Origin of the sequence: Candidatus Anoxymicrobium japonicum (assembly GCA_002843005.1) — a bacterium.
GTDB lineage: Bacteria > Actinomycetota > Geothermincolia > Fen-727 > Anoxymicrobiaceae > Anoxymicrobium > Anoxymicrobium japonicum.
Genome location: PHEX01000006.1, coordinates 1 through 19,045, shown reverse-complemented (window position 1 = coordinate 19,045; position 19,045 = coordinate 1). Strand labels below are relative to the sequence as shown.

Here is a 19,045-nt window from a genome sequence, read left to right as displayed (position 1 = left end):
GACTTGAAGGATAAGAGTTTGAACGTAGAGTGTTTTACGGATCTTTCGTTCGGCACTAACAGCTATCTCGTTCGAGAGGATGGCTCACACAGCGCCGTGCTTATTGATGCCGGGCTATCGACCCACCGTGTACTGGAGTATCTAGAGAGGCAGGAGCTCGAGCTTGCGGCAATTCTTCTGACACATGCGCATCCCGATCACATCGCCGGCGCGGCCGATATCGCCGGGGCGACCGGCGCGGATGTCTATTTGCACGAGATCGAGATACCGGCGCTCAAAATGATCCCCGAGATGATGCTTGCCATGCTCGGGATCGAGGAGCTCAGGACACCTGAGGAAATCAAGCCTCTCGTGGGCGGTCAGGCGCTGGAGCTGGCGGGTTTGACAGTACAGGTGCTCCACACACCCGGCCATTCACCAGGCAGCGTAAGCTTTCTTATCGACGACGCGCTTTTCGACGGCGACCTAGTCTTCAGGGGTTCGATCGGCAGGACGGATTTTCCAGGTGGCGATTTTGAAGCTCTCATGAACTCAGTGCGCGAGAAGGTTTTTGTGCTCGACCCGGAAACGAAAATGTACCCCGGCCACATGGATTCAACCACCGTAGGGTTAGAGAAAAGAACCAATCCGTTTCTCGTCGGACAATGAAGATCGAGGATTTCAGTTTACTGGTAGAGAAAGTGATCGAAGGTTTGCCGGAGGACTTCTCAGCCGCTCTCGACGAGGGCAACGTTAGCGTAGTGGCACAGGAGCACCCTGACCGCTCCGACCTCGATGCGGCGGGGATTACCGAACACAGCGCTTTGCTCGGGCTGTATCAAGGTGTCCCTCCGACTAGCCGCGGCCGTGGTTACTCCCTTGTTCTTCCTGATAAGATAACGATATACAAGGAACCGATCGAGCAGTACGCGCGGCAGACGCGCAGATCCGTGACCGATGTTGTCCGCGAGGTGGTTTTGCACGAGATCGCCCATCACTTCGGGCTTCCCGACTGGCGTTTGCGCGAACTTGGCTACTGAACGGGGCGCTTTTGCCCTTGCGTGTGATATGATTGCGCTCAATTCTCGAGACAAAGGAGTTTTCAGATGTTTGGACTCGGACCGACGGAACTGGTAATCATAATGGTCATCGCGCTTGTTATCTTCGGGCCGTCCCGCCTCCCAAAGGTTGGGCAGTCTGTAGGTCAGGCGCTGCGCGCGTTCCGCGACTCGACCGACAAGGTTCAAGAAGAGGTACAGAAAAGCCTCGATGGATCCGGTTCCAATTCCGAGCAGAACTCATAGAGCCAGGGCGGCGTAATTGGCGTTCAGTGTCCCGTTTCATCCTGGTCAGATGACTTACTTCCAGCACCTGGAGGAGCTTCGCCGCAGGATAATCGTAACTTTTATCGCGCTCGCGGTGGCGGTTGCGGTCGGGTGGATCTTCGCGTGGGACATTCTGGAGATTCTGAAAGCCCCCGCCGGCGGCATCACCTTGAACTTGAACTACATGGGGCTTATGGAGCCGTTTCTGGTCAAGCTCAAGCTGGCGATCTTCGGCGGACTTCTTCTCTCTTTGCCCGTGATCCTTTTTGAGATACTGTCTTTTGTCTCCCCCGCGCTGAAGCGCAAGGAACGCGGGTACATGGTGCTTGTCATGTTGACGATCGTCGCGTTCTTCGTGGCGGGAGTCGCCTTCGGCTACAAGTTCATTATGCCCGCGGGCATCAAGTGGCTGCTCGGAGTCGCCGGCACACAGATGAGGCCGGTGATATCAGCCAACCAGTACGTTAATTTCGCCGGATGGTTCATGCTGGGTCTGGGCGCTTCCTTCGAGACCCCTGTGTTTATCTGGATGCTTGTCGCGATGGGCGTGGTAACCCCCGAGCAGTTGCAGAAGCAGTGGCGCTGGGCTGTGATCATCATCCTGCTTGCCGCCTCTTTGCTAACACCCGACTGGAGTCCTGTCACTATGACGCTTGTGGCGATTCCAATGTTTATCCTCTATATAATAAGCATCGCGCTGGCATGGATTACGACGCGAAAACGAAGGGCCGCCGCGGCTGCCCTGGAAGCGGACGTTGGAAGCTGACCGCGCGCGGATTGGATCGACGGAGATTTCATACGCTTTTGTAGAAAATGTACGTTGGAAAGGAGAGTTGCTTGTGATTACCCCGGGGGTCGAAGCGGTTCGCGAATCCGTAGCCTTCTACGTGAAGCACTATCCCGATTACGCCGACGCGCTTCGGATGTACGGTGCCATAATGGAGGTTCAGCAGGCCGCCCTTGAAGAGATCTCCTGTTCGCTGGACGCGATGAGTCCCGAGGATGTGGAAGCGAGCCTGCGCTCAGGCAAGCCGCTTCTGGATCCGTTCAGCTTCGAAATAGACGTGGCCGAATTTCGAGTCCTGGCATATCGGATATGCCTGGCAATCGACAAACTGAAGGTCGGTGGTTTCTCATACCGCGAGGAACTACTATCCTGGGAAGGGCTTTCCGATGAGCGCTTCTCAGACACACGAAATAAAGTGCTCTCGGGCGAGAAACTTGATTTTGTGCCCACTGGCGAGTCCGCGGAGCGGAATTTGGCGTTTGCCGGGAGTATTTTGTGGGAGGCGCTTGTGCCGTTTTACAGGAAAAGCGCTAGTATTCAACCGGTTGAAATGGAGCAGTCGTTATGGCGGCGGGGCAAATGCCCCGTTTGCGGATGCGTTCCCCTGATGGGTAAGTTTCGCAAAGAAGATGGCCTCTGGCTTGTTGAGTGTTCGCTATGTCATACCCTGTGGAACGTCCAGCGGGCGCAGTGCCCGTTTTGTGATGATTCGCACGGCTCGCTCGAGTTCCTGTATCTCGATAATGATGAGAGCAAAAGGGCCAGCTACTGTAAGGCTTGCAAGCGTTATGTGAAGGTCGTTGACCTGCGGGACGGCGGCGTGGACGTCTTATTACCGCTGGAAGATATTGTGACGGTCAAACTTGACCTTGCGGCGAAGAAGAAAGGTTTGAATCGCGCTTCAGGCGGATACTAAAAGCTCGATAAGGATATCGGTTTTGCCGGAACCATGGATGAGCATCGGGAGGTGGGACTCGAGTTCTTCTTACAGGTAAATTGATTTTGTGTTATATTTCGTGAATTGACGGCAGGGAAACCAAAGAAAGCGAGGGGAACATGGAACTAACACGTAGGGATTTCCTGAAGCTGTCAGGTGCGGGTATCGGCACTGCGGCACTGGCAAACCTGGGCTTCAGCGTTCCCGCACTGGCAGCGACCGAACCGCTACGCATCTCCACGGGAAAAGAATCGACGACTATCTGCCCTTACTGCGGGACGGGTTGCGGTATTTTGGTTAGAAGTGAAAAAGGAAAAATCATCAATACGGAAGGCAATCCGGATCACCCTATTAATACGGGCACGCTTTGCAGCAAGGGCACGTCGCTCATTCAGGTAGGGTTTGTAGATGGCAAGCCGAACAAGAAGCGTCTTACCAAACCACTATACAGAGCGCCTGGCTCATCGTCCTGGAAAGAGATTTCCTGGGAAGACGCAATCACGCGTATTGCCAGGAAGGTAAAAGAAACAAGGGACAACAACTGGATTCTCGAGGATGAAATACTTGACAAGGAGGGAAAGCCGACAGGGAAGAAGGTAAAGTGCAACCGCACAGAAGCCATCGCCAACTTCGGTGGAGCTTCGCTGGATAACGAAGAGTGCTACCTGCTTACCAAGTTCGCGAGAAGCCTTGGCATTGCTTATCTGGAGCACCAGGCTCGCATCTGTCACTCACCCTCGGTTCCCGGCCTGGCCGGTTCTTTCGGCAGGGGCGCTATGACCAACCACTTCATCGACCTCAAGAACTCAGACTGCTTTTTGGCATGTGGCTCCAATACTTCTGAGACGCATCCACTCGCGTTCAAATGGATGAATGAGGCCATGCATCGCGAAAAGGATCCGGCAAAGCTGATAGTGGTAGATCCGCGGTTCACGCGCACGGCATCCAAGGCGGATATCTATTCAGCAATTCGCCCGGGGACTGACATCGCGTTCTGTGGCGGGATCATCAACTATGCTATCGAAAACAACACCATTGACTGGGATTACGTAAAGGTGTACACCAACTTCTCGTTCCTGGTCAATCCTGGATACAAGTTCAATGAGGAGACGGGCCTTTTCTCCGGCTACAACGAGGAGAAGCGGAAGTACGACCCGGTCACCTGGAGTTACCAGATGGACAAGATTGGTCCCGACGGCAAGCCGCTGCCGGATGCGGTGCCCCTGAAGGATCCGACTTTCCAGAACCCGCAGTGCGTGTTTCAGCTTTTGAAGAAACATTATTCCAGGTACACGCCCGAGATGGTCGAGAAGATATGCGGTATCTCAAAAGCGAAGTTCGATGAGATATCTAAAACCTACTGCGCCACGCATGAGCGCGGGAAGAGCGGAGTGCATCTCTACGCGATGGGCCTCACCCACCACACTTGTGGCACACAGAACATCCGTTCATTTGCCATTCTGCAGCTATTGCTTGGGAACATCGGGGTTCCCGGCGGTGGGATCGCGGCTCTCAGGGGCGAATCCAACGTTCAGGGCTCAACGGATCACGCGCTTCTCTGGCACATCCTGCCAGGGTACTTGGCGGTGCCGAACAGCACGACACTTCCGGATCTCAAGACACACAACGAGACGAGAGTTAAGAGCGCTGGAACGGCTTTCTGGAAAAACGGGCCAAAGTTTACAGTGAGCCTGTTGAAAGCGTTCTGGGGGGACAACGCCAAACCCGAAAACGAGTTTGGTTATCAGTGGCTCCCCAAGGTCAAAGATGGCAAGAACTACAGTCATATCGCCATTTTTGAGGCTCTTTACAAAAAAGAGGTCAAGGGAATGTTTTGCTGGGGACAAAATCCATGCGTGGGCGGGCCGAACTCAAACATGGAAGGCAAAGCCCTAGAGAATCTGGATTGGCTTGTCGCGGTTGACCTGTGGGAGACCGAGACGTCGGCTTTCTGGAAGAGGCCGGACGCTGATGCCGGCAAGATAGATACAGAGGTGTTCTTTCTCCCCGCGGCTTCCTCCGTCGAAAAGGAGGGCACAATTTCCAACAGCGGCCGCTGGATGCAGTGGCGTTACAAAGCGGTTGACCCTCCAGGCCTGGCGCGGCCGGATGCCGCGATAATAAGCCAGGTAATGCTGAAGCTTCGCGAACTCTATGTCGCTGACAAGAAGGCGCCGAATCGCGAGGCTATCGTCAACCTGTACTGGCCGTACGGGGAAGAGCCCGACCCAAATGTGGTATTAAAAGAGATAAACGGGTTTACGTGGGCTGACAAGAAGCAGGTCTTGAACTTCACAGCGCTGAAGGATGACGGATCCACTGCCTGTGGCTGCTGGGTGTACTCGGGCGTTTATCCGACTGAGGATGTCTATCCGTTGACAGGAGGTAATCTCTCCAAGCGCGCAGAGAACGTGGATCCCAGCGGGCTGGGTCTTTTCCCGAAGTGGACGTTCGCGTGGCCGGTCAACCGACGGATATTGTACAACCGCTGTTCGGCGGATCCTGCGGGCCAGCCGTGGAACAAGGACAAGAACCTGGTTCAGTGGGACGGGGCGAAATGGGTCAACAACGATGTCGCAGACTTCGCGTTTGTCGATGCAACCAAGCCGGACAAGCCGCCTGTGCCACCCGCCGTATCCGCGGCTAATCCGTATATAATGCTCAACTTTGGCATGGGCCATCTCTTCGCTCCCGGCAGCGCGTTTACGGACGGGCCTTTTCCCGAACACTACGAGCCGGTGGAGGCGCCGTGCGAGAACAGCATGAGCAAGAGCCAGAATAACCCGGTCATAAAGATCTGGGATTCAGATATGGATAAGCTGGCGGAGGTAGGCGACAAAAACTATCCAATAGTCTGTATGACATTCAGGCTAACCGAGCACTGGCAGGCGGGACAGATGACCCGCAACTTGCCCTGGCTTGCAGAACTACAACCGGAGATGTTGGTGGAAATGTCCAAGGATCTCGCCAAACGTAAAGGTATCAGCAATGGCACCCGCGTGAAGGTCAAGTCCGTCAGGGGCGAAGTGGGCGCGGTTGCGCTTGTCACAGACAGGGTGCAGCCAATGACCATAAACGGAGTGAAAACTGATGTGGTTGGCATCCCGTGGCACTTTGGCTACACAGGTTACTCAACCGGGGGGCCCAACGGCAATAACTACGCGGCAAACCAGTTGACCCCGCACGTTGGTGACGCCAACACCATGATCCCGGAGTACAAAGCGTTCCTGGTCAACATCGAAAAAGCATAGGAGGTGACGTGGCATGATAGATGGACATGGAACCGAAAAGGCAATTCTGGTTGATTCGACAAGATGTACAGCTTGCCGCGCATGTCAGATTGCCTGCAAGCAGTGGAATCAGAACCCGGCCGAGAGGACGACCAATCTTGGTTCTTACGAGAACCCGCCGTCTCTTGGTTCGAACACCTGGATGCGCATCCTGTTTAATGAGCACTTCAATGGGCAGATGAGCTGGTTGTTCACCAAGCACCAGTGCATGCATTGCACCGACGCGGCGTGCGTTGAGGTTTGCCCGTCAGGGGCGACGAAGCATGAGAAGTTCAATCTGGCGGATGGTTCGATAATCAAGAGGGTAGCGACCGACCCAAAAAAGTGCATCGGATGCAACTATTGCAGAGCGGTATGTCCATTTGACGTTCCAGGTTATAACCAGAAGAAGAAGGGCGTCTACCGTTGCACGTTGTGCCTGGACAGGGTTTCAAATGCCATGGACGGTTACGACACGCCGGCGTGCGTCAAGGCGTGCGCTCCGGGAGCGCTGTTGTTTGGCGGCAGGCAAGAGCTTCTTTACAGGGCGGAGCTCAAGGTGGAACAGTTGAAGAAGGCTGGCGTCGCGGAGGCACAGGTTTATGGCAAGGATCAGCTCGGAGGCTTGCGTTATCTGTACGTGCTGTCGGCTTCTCCGGAGAAGTACGCTCTTCCGGTGAATCCGTCCGTGCCTGCTTCGGTCAAGTTGTGGAAGTCCATGGCTAGGCCGTACGGCGGGCTTGCCGCTGTCGGGCTCGTTGCGGCTATGGTTGTAAACGGCGTTATCAACGCCCGAAACCGCGGCCTCGAAGAAAAAAACAAGTTGGATAAATAGGAGAGGAGGGAAAACTGGTGGAACTTAAGACATTCCGTGGCGGGATACATCCCCCATATCAGAAGGAGGCCACCGCCGGCAAGGCGACAGAAGACATCTCTCTCCCTACTGAAGTGGTGATCTCGATGCAGCAGCACGTCGGCGCGCCAAACCAGGCGACTGTGAAAGTCGGTGACAGAGTGGAGGTTGGCCAGAAAATAGGGTCTAGTGAGGCCTTCATCTCGGCGCCAGCGCACGCCAGCGTATCAGGAACGGTGAAGGCTGTTGAAGAGCGAAAAAACTTTACAGGCGCTTCTGTTGCATGTGTTGTTATCTCGGTGGATCCAGGTCAGCCTGGCAAGTTTACCGACACGCGTGACGTAAGCAATCTGACGCCCGAGCAGATCAGGGAGATCGCCAAGGAGGCCGGATTGGTCGGCCTGGGAGGCGCGGCGTTCCCGAGTTATGTAAAGCTCGCGCCGCCAAAGGGCAAATCCATTGATACTGTCATAATTAACGGTTGCGAATGTGAGGCGTTTCTGACCTGCGACCACCGGCTGATGCTCGAGAGGCCTGACGATCTCATCAAAGGTCTCAAGCTCATGATGAAAGCTGTTGGCGCGGAGCGCGGCATCATTGGGATCGAGGCCAATAAGATGGACGCGGCCGATTTGCTCTCGGCGAAGCTCTCGGGAGAGCCGGGACTCGAGGTATCGGTGCTCGAGGTCAAATACCCCGAGGGTGCCGAGAAAATGCTCATCGACGCGATCACCGGACGCAGGGTTCCGCCCGGCAAGTTGCCGAGCGAGGTCGGTGTGCTGGTGCAGAACGCGCAGACAGCGGTAGCTCTCTACGACGCGGCGGCCACGGGAAAGCCGGTTATAGAACGCGTCATCACAGTTACTGGCCCGGGCATCAAGAATCCCAGGAACATCAATGTCAAGGTAGGGACTCCAATAGCGCATGTGATCGAGCAGTGCGGGGGCATCATTGGCAATCCTGGCAAGGTGATAATGGGTGGTCCGATGACAGGCTTCGCGCAGAAAGATCTGTCGGCATCGGTCGTTAAGGGGACAAGCGGCATCGTGGTTTTACCTGCGGAGGCCGTGGAAGAGAGTGCGGAACAGCAGTGCGTTGGGTGTAACAAGTGCGGAGATGTTTGCCCGATGTTCCTGATGCCGAACTTCATAGTGAAGCAGGCAAAGCGCGGGCGGTGGAACCTTACTGAGAAGTACGGGGCGAATGACTGTTTTGAGTGTGGCTGTTGCTCTTACGTGTGCCCGGCTCGAATACGGCACATTGCTTACGTGCGCAAAGCCAAGGCGGAACTTGCCGCTGCGGCTAAGAAATGAAAGGGGGCGAGATTTGCATGGCAGACCGTGAATTTATTATGTCGGTGCCGCCGCACATAGTGAGCAAGGATGAGGTTGGTTCGGCTATGAGGGACGTTGCTATCGCCCTCATGCCCGTGATTGTTGTTGCTATCGGGTTCTTCAGGCTCTACGCGATAGTGAACCTGGCGGCTTGTGTCGTGGCGGCTATCTGTTCGGAGTGGGTCATGCGCAAGCTGATGAAGCGCAGTGTGACTATCGACGATTTCAGCGCGATAGTGACGGGCCTGTTTGTGGGTCTTCTTCTCCCGCCGGCGGTGCCGTTCTGGTATGCGATGATTGGTACGGTCATAGCGGTGGCAATAGTAAAAGAGCTCATGGGCGGGTTGGGCCGCAACATGTTCAACCCGGCGCTGTTCGGCTTCGTATCGATGCTTGTGATATCGAGGTTCTGGGCAATGGCAAACGCGTCCTACTCTCTTGGGAGTCTGGATGGCGTGACTACGGCAACGCCTCTCACATTTATCAAAGGTGGCTCGCTCGCCGGCGTTCGACCGGGGTATCTGGAGCTATTCCTCGGCCACGCGGGTGGCGCGGTGGCCGAAGTGTCGGTGCTTGCCGTACTGGTGGGCGCGGCTTACCTCATGTACAAGGGTCATATAACCTGGCATATACCGGCCTCGATCATTGGAACAGTGTTTATCCTCTCGGCGATACTGGGGCAGAACCCGCTTTACATGATCCTCGCCGGGGGTGTCATGCTCGGGTCATTCTTCATGGCCACCGATTGGGTGACGAGCCCTGACTGCAGGGTTGCGCAGGTACTGTACGGCGTGCTGATCGGCGTGCTGATAGTGGTGATAAGGTTATACGCGGCGCCCACAGGGGCGGTGGCGTACTCGATACTTATCGGCAACGCATGCACACCGCTCTTCAACCGATTTGTGGTTCGCAAGACGTTCGGCAAGGTGAAAGCGACGCCTGTGGCTGAGGTTGCCAGGTAAGCGTCGAGCCGGAAAAGAGATTAAAACGCAACACGTGGGGCTTGACCCCATGTGTTGCGTTTTTGCTATAATGCTACTTTTTTTCTGGCGAGGCGCGCGGTTTCCTCGAGCGCTTCGGTGAACCCCTGTTTGTCTGAGTAGAAGATTGTACGGGCGTTCGGGGCTCGCGCGTGGAGACCGGCACTGATAACCTTTTTCGAGGTGTCTGCGAGTGCCCATCGCAAGTCGACAAGGACGAGGTTCGCCTTCTCGAGCGCGGGGGAGGCGGAGGGCTTGAACTCCTCAAACGGCGCCGTCATGAGAAATACCGCGAAGTCGGGCGAGAGGCGTTCCAGCGCGCTGTTTCCTTCCGCCACCAGGACTCCGCCTTCAGAGAACAGCGCGAGCGCTTGCTCGAGCGCGTTCTCGAGCGTCCCGGCGTCGGCGTTCACCCAGACTACTTTCTTCGCGCCGGCTCGAACGAGCGCGGCGGTGTCAGTGCCGGGCCGAGAGATGATCTCGGGTTCGGTGACGATAGGGGCTGGTGCGTGGTTGCCGTGGCTGACTTTCAGGCCGTAGTCGGCGCCGAGTTCACCAACGAGAAAAGACGCAACCGTGCTCTTGCCCGAGTTCTTGGACGATGAGCTTATTGAAACAGTTTTGAGAACCGCGCTATCCGTCAGGACAAATCCACCTCCACGGTTGTGTGTGGGATATACTATACTTTTACCTTCGACTTTTGGATACATCCACGCGCGGTTAGTGCCAGTCAACGTTTAGAGAATTGAGGCGTTTTGCCTGACGACCTGTTTCTGCGCGCGAGCGCGGACGTCAAGAAAAAATACCTGTCTTTTCCCACGCTCTCCCGTGAGTTTCAGGCGTTGCTCGAGGGAGATATGGAGTACTGCGTTCTCGACTTCGAGACAACCGGCTTTGACGCGGCGCGCGACAGAATAATTGAGATCGGCGCAATACTCGCTACGGGCGATAAGGCCGTGGGACGTCTGTCAACGCTTATCAACCCCGGTTGCGAGATCCCCTGTCAGATCCGCATGCTGACGGAAATAGATGATGAAATGGTATCCGGCGCGCCTTCCATGGACGAGTTCTTCGAAGAGTTCGTGGAGTTTCTCGGCGAGCGCACGATCGTGGCGTACTCGCGCTTCGAGGAGGATTTCCTCCGGGCTCTCTATGACCGCATGGGGCATGGCCGTTTCACGAACCCTTACATTGACGCGCACGACCTTGCGACGATGCTGATGCCGTCCCTGCGCGGACACAGGCAGGCCGATCTCGCGGGCATCTGGGGTATCGATACAGGCCGTACTCATCGCGCCATGGACGACGCCGAAACACTGTTGCATGTTTTTCACGTCCTTGTAAACGGTCTCTACAATGTGTCTGTCGCGCTTCTGCGTGCGCTGGCCGACCATGGGCCGGCGCACGCAGGCGGATTGACGTTGCTGGCGCGAAGAGTGCTGGACGAGAGAACCGGTGGCAGGAAGCCCGAGGCGCTCAATCTTGACGACGTCGCGCAAAAAGATCGCTTCTGGGAAAATATCCCGCCGCTCGATGGTTTGTCGGCGCCGTGCCATGTCCCCGCGGAGGAAGTGCGCGCGATATTCGCGTCTGCCGGGCCGCTGGCTCGCCAGTTCGGCGATTACGAAGAGCGTGACGAGCAGACAGAGATGGCGGAGGCCACCAGGCGCGCCTTCGAGGAAGACAGCATACTGCTCATCGAGGCGGGCACGGGCACCGGCAAGTCGCTCGCGTACCTGGCGCCGGCCGTGCTCGTGTCGAAAGCCACGGGGTACCCGGTCGTGGTCTCGACCCGCACTCTCAACCTGCAGGACCAGTTGCACACCAAAGACCTTCCGACACTCGAGGGGGCGCTCGGGGAGGGTTCGTTCCGTTACTCGGTTCTCAAGGGTTACAGCAACTACCTGTGCCTTCGCAAGTTGCAGACGCTCGTCAGCGGCAGGAAGAGGCTCTCCGAGCGGCAGCTCGGCGCATTTGGCATGCTTCTCACATGGATCACGGAGAGCGAGACGGGAGATGTCTCGCTGTTGAACGTGCCGCACCTTCACGGCCTCGATGAGCTGGTGATGGCAAATCACCGCGAATGCCCGGGCGGCAGGTGCAAGTTTGCCCAGGGAGGCTACTGTTTCTACCGGCGGGCGCTTTACCGGGCCAGGCGCTCGCACATAGTCGTGGTAAACCATTCGCTGTTGCTCGCGGGTGTAAATTTCCCGTTCAAGTCGGTGATCATAGACGAGGCTCACACGCTGGAGGATGTGGCAACCGATCAGTTCACGGTTGAGCTCGAATACCGTGAGACGCGAAGGTTCCTCGAGTCCCTCTATGACCCGGTGGACGGATCGGGCTTCCTTGCCGACCTCGACGCCACTGTTATCCGGCGCTTGCCCTCAGAGGCGCACGACGCGGCGCGATTTGAGTTAATCGAGGCTGGTGAGGCCGCCGAGATAGCGTGTGAGGGCCTCGAGAAGCTCTTCATGACGCTGTGCGCGTTCCGGGCGGGATCGGAGTACGAGTTCAACGACATCCGCTTCACATCAGGCCAGACGCGCCTCTTAGAGTACGAGAAGATGAAGCTCGAAGCTAAAGAGTTCGCGACGAGCCTCGAGACGCTTGCCGCGCGTATCACTCGTGTGAAATCCGTATGCGAGGAGCGCGGCACGGCCGCCGCCGAGCTTGATTACCTGATGAGCGATCTCGAAGGCAAAGCGGCGCGCGTGCGGGAGCATGCAGGCGCTCTTGCCATCATGTTCTCCGACGAGGATGACGGGAGAGTGAGATGGGCGACCGTCACAAGCGAGGACAACTTCGAGAAGCAGGCGTTGCGGGTTTCCCCCGTGGACGTAGGTTCGGATCTTCGAGAGGCGATCTTCGACAATGAGGCGATCTCATCGGTAGTGCTTACCTCCGCGACACTGACCGTCAACAACGCCTTCGATTTCTTCAGGTCGAGGGTCGGGCTGAACTTGCCCGGCGGAGCGGCGCCAGAGGAATGCATTCTCAACTCGTCGTTCGACTACTCGAGGCAGATGCAGATACTCATTCTTCACGACATGCCTCCCCCTAACTCGAGCGACTACGAAGCCCGAATCGCGGACGTTCTGGGAGATGTGATCCTGGCGGCGCGCGGTGGTGTGCTGGCTTTATTTACAAACAGGCGCTTGATGCTGAAGACGTACGAGCAGCTTGTCGGCGAGATGCGGCGACACGGTTTGAACCTCCTGTGCCAGCAACCCGGATACTCGAGAAGACGCCTGGCCGAGGAGTTTGTTGAAGATTCAAACGCGAGCCTCTTTGGGACATCCAGTTTCTGGGAAGGCGTGGACGCGCGTGGCAGCACGTTGCGCGTCGTGGTGGTCACGCGCATACCGTTCGAGAGTCCGGGGAAGCCGGTTTTTGTCGCGCGAAGCGAGCGCGTGAAACTGGAGGGCGGCTCCGACTTCATGGACTTCGGGCTGCCACTCGCGGCGCTGCGGCTGAAGCAGGGCGCCGGCAGACTGATAAGGACGCGCCAGGACAGGGGTCAGGTGCTGCTCATGGACAGCCGCATCAATACGCAGCGATACGGGCAGACGCTATTGAGATCGTTGCCAGGGGCAAAGCGAAGAAAAGTTTCGACAGACGACTTGAAGAGGGCGATATCGGAGTTCCACGGCCGGAGGTAACGCAACGGTGCCTGACCCCTGATCTTACTCCAGTATTTCGACTCGCACGGTGCGGTAGCCGCCGAACGCGTTCATTTCAGCGAGCGTATCGAAGCACAGGTCGATGCGGTTGCCTTTGATGGTCGAACCGGTGTCGCCCGCGATGCAGTTGCCGTACCCTTCGACGTTCAGGCGCGTGCCGAGCGGTATGACGCGCGGATCCACCGCGACCACGCCGCGCGTCGCCAGCATTCCCGATGCCGTATGGTTGCTGAGTCCGGGCTCCTCGGGTGAGTAAGCGGTGGCGACCATCATCATTATTCGCCCAGTTGGTTTGCCCGTGGGAACCTGCGGGTTGATCTCCTTGATCTTCTCTTCGATTTTGTTGGACCGGGACGTGACGTCACCGCTTCTTTCGCCCGCCTTTGTCAGTATCGCCGCGCGCGCGCTGCGATCGTTTTCCAGGCGTCGCGCGCGAGAGCGAAGATCCATACTGATTTTGTTGATCTCTTTCTTGCGCTGCTCCATTTCGGACATAGAGGCACTGAGCGCGTCCGCTTCCGTCTTAAAGTTCCTGATGAGTTGAGCATCGCGCTCCGCGACCTTCTGAAGCATCTCTTTGCGCTTGAAAAAGTCTGAAACGTCATCGGAGGACACCAGCATCGCGAGCTTGTTGGTGGGTCCGTTTATGTACAGCCGCCTCGCGCGCGCCGAGAGGGCCACGCGCTGGTTCGCGAGCTTCTCGCGACACAACATAATCTGTGCGCCGATACTCTTGATGCGCTCGCTCAGGGTGGACGATTTACTCTCGAGCTCGGAGAGTTTGTTCTGCAGGCCGTTGATCTTGCTGTCGAGAGTCACAACGTCCCTGGCCATGACGTCTGTGCTATTCGCGGTTTCACGCGCGGTTTGCGCCAGCGCGCGAGTGGCATAGCGCGATGACACAGCGAACCCAATGATAAACGATGTGGCTATGAGAATTGTGAGGATAGGCGCGCAGGCTCGCATAACAGCAAACCCGCCACTGGTCGGCGGGATATTTGAATCCGTATTCTTCCTGAAATCATTAAAAAGCAATCTAATCACCTTCTGGCATGCCGATTATACACAAGAACGAGGCGTTCACGCAACAGGCGCGCCTGCCCGTTGCGCCAACTTTAGAAAGTCAAAGATGGACTAACGTTCCGATTATCGTTATCATGCTTGCGGCGTGGCGTGTGAAATAGCCGTGATTGGCGTGAATCTAAAAGGAGATTGCTTGAAAGCGGTAAGCATTCCGGTTCGCTCGCTGGGATGGTTCGGCGAGAAGAAGCTCTCGCGAATAATGCTGGTAGTGGGCACGATCTTGTTAGGCGCGCTTGTGACCGGGTTGCTGGGGTATCTGTTCGTCGAGGATGTGATGGCGTTCGGCAAGTTTCCCGCGGGCGCCAGGATCGTCGGTTTAAGCGTTGCGGGGTTGAACCAGGAGGAAGCGGTCGCGAAGTGCAGAAAAGACCTCGCCGGTGTCGCCAACCGTCCTCTGACCCTTCAAGTCGATGGGGAGAAGTATCAGATAACACCCGAGGAGCTTGGTCTCATGCTCGATTATCGCAAGATGGTCGAGGAAAGTTACGCGAAGGCGTGGAACGTAAACATCTTCGAGCGGATGGCGAGGCGCTTCACCAACAGGCCCATGCCAGTTAACGTCTCGGTTCTGGCGAACAGCGATTCCAACCGCGTGCAGAGTTTCCTCTCTAACGCTATAAACTCGATCAACCGTCACCCGCACGACGCGTATGTGGACGTGACGTCGGGGAAACCGGTTATCGTCAAGGCTGTCGATGGGCGCAACTGTGACATGGCGCAACTCCAGAAGGACGCCGATGCCGCGCTCGTTACGAGCAATCGGACTGTCAACGTCAAGGTAGGCCGCACTCCAGCCGGGATGAGCGACGCCGTTTTTCAGAAGCTCATTATTGTCAATTTGGCTGAACACAAGCTCTCGCTATACAACCGTGAGCAGGTGCTGGCCGAGTTTCCGATTGCCTGCGGGTCGCCATCGTACCCGACTCCGATAGGCGCGTGGAAGATAGTGAGGAAGCAGAAGAACCCATCGTGGATCAACCCCGGCGCCGCATGGGCGAAGAGCATGCCGCCGTCCATACCGCCCGGACCACGCAATCCGCTGGGGACGCGCGCCCTGCCGTTGAACGCGTCAGGAGTGCTGATCCACGGGACATCATCTTCGTGGTCTATCGGGCGTTCGGCGTCTCACGGCTGCATCCGGATGCACATGAAAGACGTCGAGCAACTTTTCGAAATGGTTGAAGCGGGCATCCCTGTCTACATAATACGAGGGCCGGGCGACCCCGGGTTTGACGTAACCGCCAAACCAAGATGGCAGTAGCGCTTAACTTTGGGAGCAGGTCTTTTTTTAAAGTTTAAGAGGGGCCTGGCACCGTCTACCGCTTTAGCGGTAGACGGTGCCTGACCCCTCTGGACGGACGATCGACTTTAAAAAAAAGACCTGCTCCCAAAGTTAAGCGAACCTAGTTGCGTGATTCAGAAATTTGAACAAATTCCGCGTAGTGTACTTGACGCAGCTACTGGAATTTAATAGATTCATCTAGCCCTCAAGAGGATTTAAGGAAAACGGGTCGGCTCGTCCGGTACGGACCCTGAAAGTCGCTTGAGGGCAACTTTTTTTTGGAGGCTGCGCATGGTGTTCGTTGGAAAGATCGCTTACCTGACAGTTTTTCCCGGAATGTTGTTTATCTTTCTCGCGGGTCTTGCCGCTCACGCCGTCGCGTCGGGGGTTCGTACCGCAATCAGTGGCTCGGAACTGCCGGGCGCGGGCATCGGCCATGAACGCTTTTCAGTCGTCGCCGGCACCGAGTGCATCGTCACCGGTGGCTCGTTCCAGGCGGTCATGTGGGTAGCTCCTGTCCTCAAGATACTCGCGCTGTCATGGGTTTCGTGCATCATCCTGGGTTTTCTAAAGGGAGACCTGGCGCTCCTGTACGCTTTGTTGTTGATGGCGGGCGCCACGGATGTCTTTGCGGTGTTTCTGTCTCAAAATCCAAGGGTCTGTCAGACGGCGTGGCCTGAAGCGGCATCGCTTCTCGCGTGGGCGATTCCTTTCGCGACCGCGCTCGCGGCACTCGTCCTGCGCACGGGAGAGGTGTCGGTTTCCGGGTTGATCAGGTGGCAGGTAGCGAACGGCGTTCTGGCGGGCGCTTCCGCGGGAGGCGCCGCGGCCAGAGCCGGCGCTTTACTGGCACTGGCCTCCGCTACTGCCGCCGCCCTCGCGCTGGCACGGTTGCGCCCACTGGGAAGAGGTTATAAGCAAGGCGCGCCCGGCGGCTTGCTCGATGACGTCTCCGGACCTCCACTGGCGTTTTTCGCGGCTTCGGAGTCGGCTATGCTTTTCGTTGTGCCGCTTGTCCTGGTGGCGCTTTTCTTCGCGGGGCCGTGCGCGCGCTGGTTCGCGGTTGTGTTCTGGGGGCTCAAGATTCTGGGGGTATTGCTACTGCTTGCGCTCATAGACACCGTTTTCGCGAGAGCCAGCTCCACAAGAGCGCTTGTCTGGGGAGCGGGAGGGGCAGGAGGGCTTGCCCTTATCGGTCTGGTCCTCACATGGATCGGAGTATCGGCGTGAGTGGTTTGTTCATGCCACAGGCCGGAGGAACCACTATTTTCCACGTGCGTCTTGGTTGCTGTGGAGGTTGCGGTGATATGGTCGACGCGGTAATCCGTGGTCGTTTCGCGCGTGGCCCGCGCGCGCGTGAGTGCGCCTCGCCCAGGCACGCCGGGCTCATAGTAGTAACAGGGTTGTGGAATGTTGGGCTTGCGGAGGCGGCGCTTTCCGTGATAGAGCAGGCGCCGGCCGCGCGAAAGGTAATGATCCTTGGAGATTGCGCTCTCGGCAGGGGGCCTCTCGCGGCGCCGCTGAAATATTTTGACACAGTCGCGGACAGTTTAAGTGCCGATGCCGAAGTCGGTGGTTGCCCCATCTCGCTGGAAGCTATTCGTGAGGGGTTGATGGACGTTGCGCGCTGAAGCTTCCTGGCTCACAGCCGTTACAGTACTCCTGCCGTTCGCGGCATCGGCGATAATTGTCGTGACCGGGGGGACTGAGCGCTCGAGGCGCATACTCGCGTTTTGTTACGCTGTTCTGGCGGCAGGATTCAATCTGGCGCTGCTGAACGCTTTTCTAAATCGTTCACATCACACGTCATGGGGCTCGATCACGTTTACTCCTTTTGGTTTTCCCGCGTTTCTTGTGCTCAACATGCTGACTGTAGCGGCCGTGCTTTACGCCGGCTTCAAACCACTGAGCGTCCCGCGACCGGCGCTGCTGATGGCGACGATTCCCGCAGCGTGCGGGTTGGGTGGCATGGCGCTCGTTGCCACGACGTTGTTGTCTTTCGTTCTCATGTGGCTCGGGGTCAGCGCCGTGGCTTTTGTGGGATTGCTGGCGCATGACTCCGTCGGTCTCCGCCCGCGCTTCCGCGCTTTCGTTCCGTGGTTGCTGGCCGACGCGCTGCTGGCGTCCGGCGCGCTTCTTTGCTCTATATGGCTCAAGGAGAGCGCGGTTCTCATAGAGCCGCCTCTGACATCGGGGAACGAAGCGCAGGTAGTGACGGTCATGGCTTTATTTCTCGCAAGCGCGTTTATAAGGCTTGCCGTGTTTCCCGTTCACGCGTGGAGCGGCGACCTGGTTTCGAGGACGGACTCTTCGTGGAGTTCTTTTTACCTGGGGGGCATCAACTTTTTGCTGGCTGGCATGAGGCTTGCAATTGTCATCGCGCTTGTCGGGCGTCTGGTCTCGAGCGATTGGAGCGCGGCCATCGCGATATGCGCGCTTTTGTCGGTAGTTGTCGGGCCAATCGTCGCGATCCGCGCCGGCGCGGCCCCGGGCTGTGTGTCCGGGTTTTACTGCGCGCAATCTGGGGCTCTGCTTCTGTCGTTCGCTTTGTTTTCGAGGGGGGGGTTCGAAGCGGGGCTTTTTCTGCTGCTCGTCGCGCCGCTGTTTCTGACAGCGTTTCTGATGGCTTTTCAGACGACGGGAGAGCTTCGTGGAACCGGGCGCCTAGGGAGGCAACCGCTGAGCGTAAACGCCGCCCCTCTCGTGTTTGGCGCTACGCTGTTCTCCGGCATGGCGATAGCGGGAGTTCCCCCGATGGACGGGTTCGTGGGAAAAGCGATGCTTGCGCTCGCGAGCAGCGACAAAGCCGGTGTCAGAGGGTTTTATGCGCTGGCGCTTTTCGGCGTGCTGGTGGGCCTGGCACTCGGGCTCGTCGCTGTCGTCCGTGTGCTTGGAGGCGCTTACGCGGCGCGCGGGTTGGCTGTCTCTTCGCGCAAGCCGCATTTGTTGGAGGGACTGGTTCCGCTCGGGATATGCGCCGCTTCACTGATGATAGGGTTGTTTCCGGGCATCTTGTCGCGGAATTTTATCGGCGGCGGTTCGCGCTTGTTGTTCCCGAGAGGGTTTGTGGGGCCCGGCGTCGTGTTTCGTGGAACCTCCGACGTCGTCGCGTCGGCGTTGAGCGCCTACCGTGTGTGGGGAGATGTCGCAGGAGCGTTCTTGCTGGTGCTTGCGGTTGTCACACTGATCGCCTACTTCGCGAGCAGGGCGGCCCACCCGCCGTCGGGCGCCGCGAAACAGATGACGCCGTTTCTGGGTGGGGCGGATGGCGCGTATGAATTTTCGTGGCCTGATTTCCCTTTGAAACGCGGGAGAGGTTTTGAATCCAGCGTGGCATGGATAAAGACGCGAATTGGCTACCTGCGGAGCAGACGATGAAAGGCCTCCTTTCTATCGGGCCGTTCGATACGGCGATGAGGATGCCGTTGCTGCTAGAGTGCGAGATCGAGGGCGCGCGCGTAACGGACGCCGCCGTACGTCGTGTCGCGAGCCCTCGCAACGTTGAGCTGGCATTTAAGGGGGTGACACCCGTC

Annotated in this window: 16 protein-coding genes; 14 read left to right on the top strand and 2 right to left on the bottom strand. The window is 57.4% G+C overall.

The genetic code is table 11. The features are described 5' to 3' along the window. Positions 1-3 precede the first annotated feature (3 nt). The 9 genes from CVT63_01160 (at position 4) to CVT63_01120 (ending at position 9,446) form a co-directional block, all read left to right on the top strand. Entirely contained in the window at positions 4-648 is a 645-nt protein-coding gene (locus CVT63_01160) for a hypothetical protein (GenBank protein PKQ28746.1), read from the top strand. Continuing rightward, on the top strand, positions 645-1,019 hold the full coding sequence (locus CVT63_01155) for a hypothetical protein (GenBank protein ID PKQ28745.1): 375 nt from the start codon (positions 645-647) through the stop codon (positions 1,017-1,019). The genes CVT63_01160 and CVT63_01155 overlap by 4 nt, the downstream gene beginning before the upstream one ends. A 66-nt stretch (positions 1,020-1,085) precedes the next feature. Next, positions 1,086-1,283 (top strand): twin-arginine translocase TatA/TatE family subunit, encoded by a 198-nt coding sequence (locus CVT63_01150; GenBank protein ID PKQ28744.1) that lies wholly within the window; start codon positions 1,086-1,088, stop codon positions 1,281-1,283. Between the two features lie 16 nt (positions 1,284-1,299). Further along, positions 1,300-2,070 (top strand): twin-arginine translocase subunit TatC, encoded by a 771-nt coding sequence (gene tatC, locus CVT63_01145; GenBank protein PKQ28743.1) that lies wholly within the window; start codon positions 1,300-1,302, stop codon positions 2,068-2,070. Further along, entirely contained in the window at positions 2,060-3,007 is a 948-nt protein-coding gene (locus CVT63_01140) for a hypothetical protein (GenBank protein ID PKQ28742.1), read from the top strand. The genes tatC and CVT63_01140 overlap by 11 nt, the downstream gene beginning before the upstream one ends. Before the next feature lie 140 nt (positions 3,008-3,147). Then, positions 3,148-6,279: a formate dehydrogenase-N subunit alpha gene (gene fdnG / locus CVT63_01135; protein ID PKQ28741.1), complete on the top strand. Its 3,132-nt coding sequence runs from the start codon at positions 3,148-3,150 to the stop codon at positions 6,277-6,279. A gap of 13 nt (positions 6,280-6,292) precedes the next feature. Then, positions 6,293-7,132 carry a hypothetical protein gene (locus CVT63_01130; protein PKQ28740.1) on the top strand — a complete coding sequence of 280 codons (840 nt, stop codon included), beginning with the start codon at positions 6,293-6,295 and terminating at the stop codon, positions 7,130-7,132. 17 nt (positions 7,133-7,149) lie between these two features. Beyond that, positions 7,150-8,463, top strand: a complete 1,314-nt coding sequence (locus CVT63_01125) for an electron transport complex subunit RsxC (GenBank protein PKQ28739.1) — start codon at positions 7,150-7,152, stop codon at positions 8,461-8,463. Continuing rightward, a complete protein-coding gene (locus tag CVT63_01120) occupies positions 8,460-9,446 on the top strand; it encodes a hypothetical protein (protein ID PKQ28738.1) in 987 nt (328 codons plus the stop codon). The genes CVT63_01125 and CVT63_01120 overlap by 4 nt, the downstream gene beginning before the upstream one ends. 65 nt (positions 9,447-9,511) lie before the next feature. Here CVT63_01120 and CVT63_01115 read toward each other — a convergent pair whose 3' ends face one another. Next, positions 9,512-10,174, bottom strand: a complete 663-nt coding sequence (locus tag CVT63_01115) for a hypothetical protein (GenBank protein ID PKQ28737.1) — start codon at positions 10,172-10,174, stop codon at positions 9,512-9,514. A 45-nt stretch (positions 10,175-10,219) separates the two neighbouring features. On the opposite strand from CVT63_01115, the gene CVT63_01110 reads away from it, so the two are divergent. After that, positions 10,220-13,126, top strand: coding sequence for a hypothetical protein (locus CVT63_01110; GenBank protein ID PKQ28736.1), 2,907 nt, complete (start codon positions 10,220-10,222; stop codon positions 13,124-13,126). 24 nt (positions 13,127-13,150) lie between these two features. Here the strand turns inward: CVT63_01110 and CVT63_01105 are convergent, their stop codons facing one another. Then, complete coding sequence (locus tag CVT63_01105) at positions 13,151-14,182, bottom strand: hypothetical protein (GenBank protein ID PKQ28735.1); 1,032 nt, start codon at positions 14,180-14,182, stop codon at positions 13,151-13,153. 181 nt (positions 14,183-14,363) lie between these two features. Between CVT63_01105 and CVT63_01100 the strand changes: the two genes are divergently transcribed. The 4 genes from CVT63_01100 (at position 14,364) to CVT63_01085 (ending at position 18,890) form a co-directional block, all read left to right on the top strand. Further along, on the top strand, positions 14,364-15,491 hold the full coding sequence (locus tag CVT63_01100) for a hypothetical protein (GenBank protein ID PKQ28734.1): 1,128 nt from the start codon (positions 14,364-14,366) through the stop codon (positions 15,489-15,491). A 312-nt stretch (positions 15,492-15,803) separates the two neighbouring features. Beyond that, positions 15,804-16,742, top strand: coding sequence for a hypothetical protein (locus CVT63_01095; GenBank protein PKQ28733.1), 939 nt, complete (start codon positions 15,804-15,806; stop codon positions 16,740-16,742). Further along, positions 16,721-17,143 (top strand): hypothetical protein, encoded by a 423-nt coding sequence (locus CVT63_01090; GenBank protein ID PKQ28732.1) that lies wholly within the window; start codon positions 16,721-16,723, stop codon positions 17,141-17,143. Before CVT63_01095 ends, CVT63_01090 begins: the two co-directional genes overlap by 22 nt. After that, a complete protein-coding gene (locus tag CVT63_01085; protein PKQ28731.1) occupies positions 17,133-18,890 on the top strand; it encodes a hypothetical protein in 1,758 nt (585 codons plus the stop codon). The genes CVT63_01090 and CVT63_01085 overlap by 11 nt, the downstream gene beginning before the upstream one ends. Positions 18,891-19,045 lie beyond the last annotated feature (155 nt).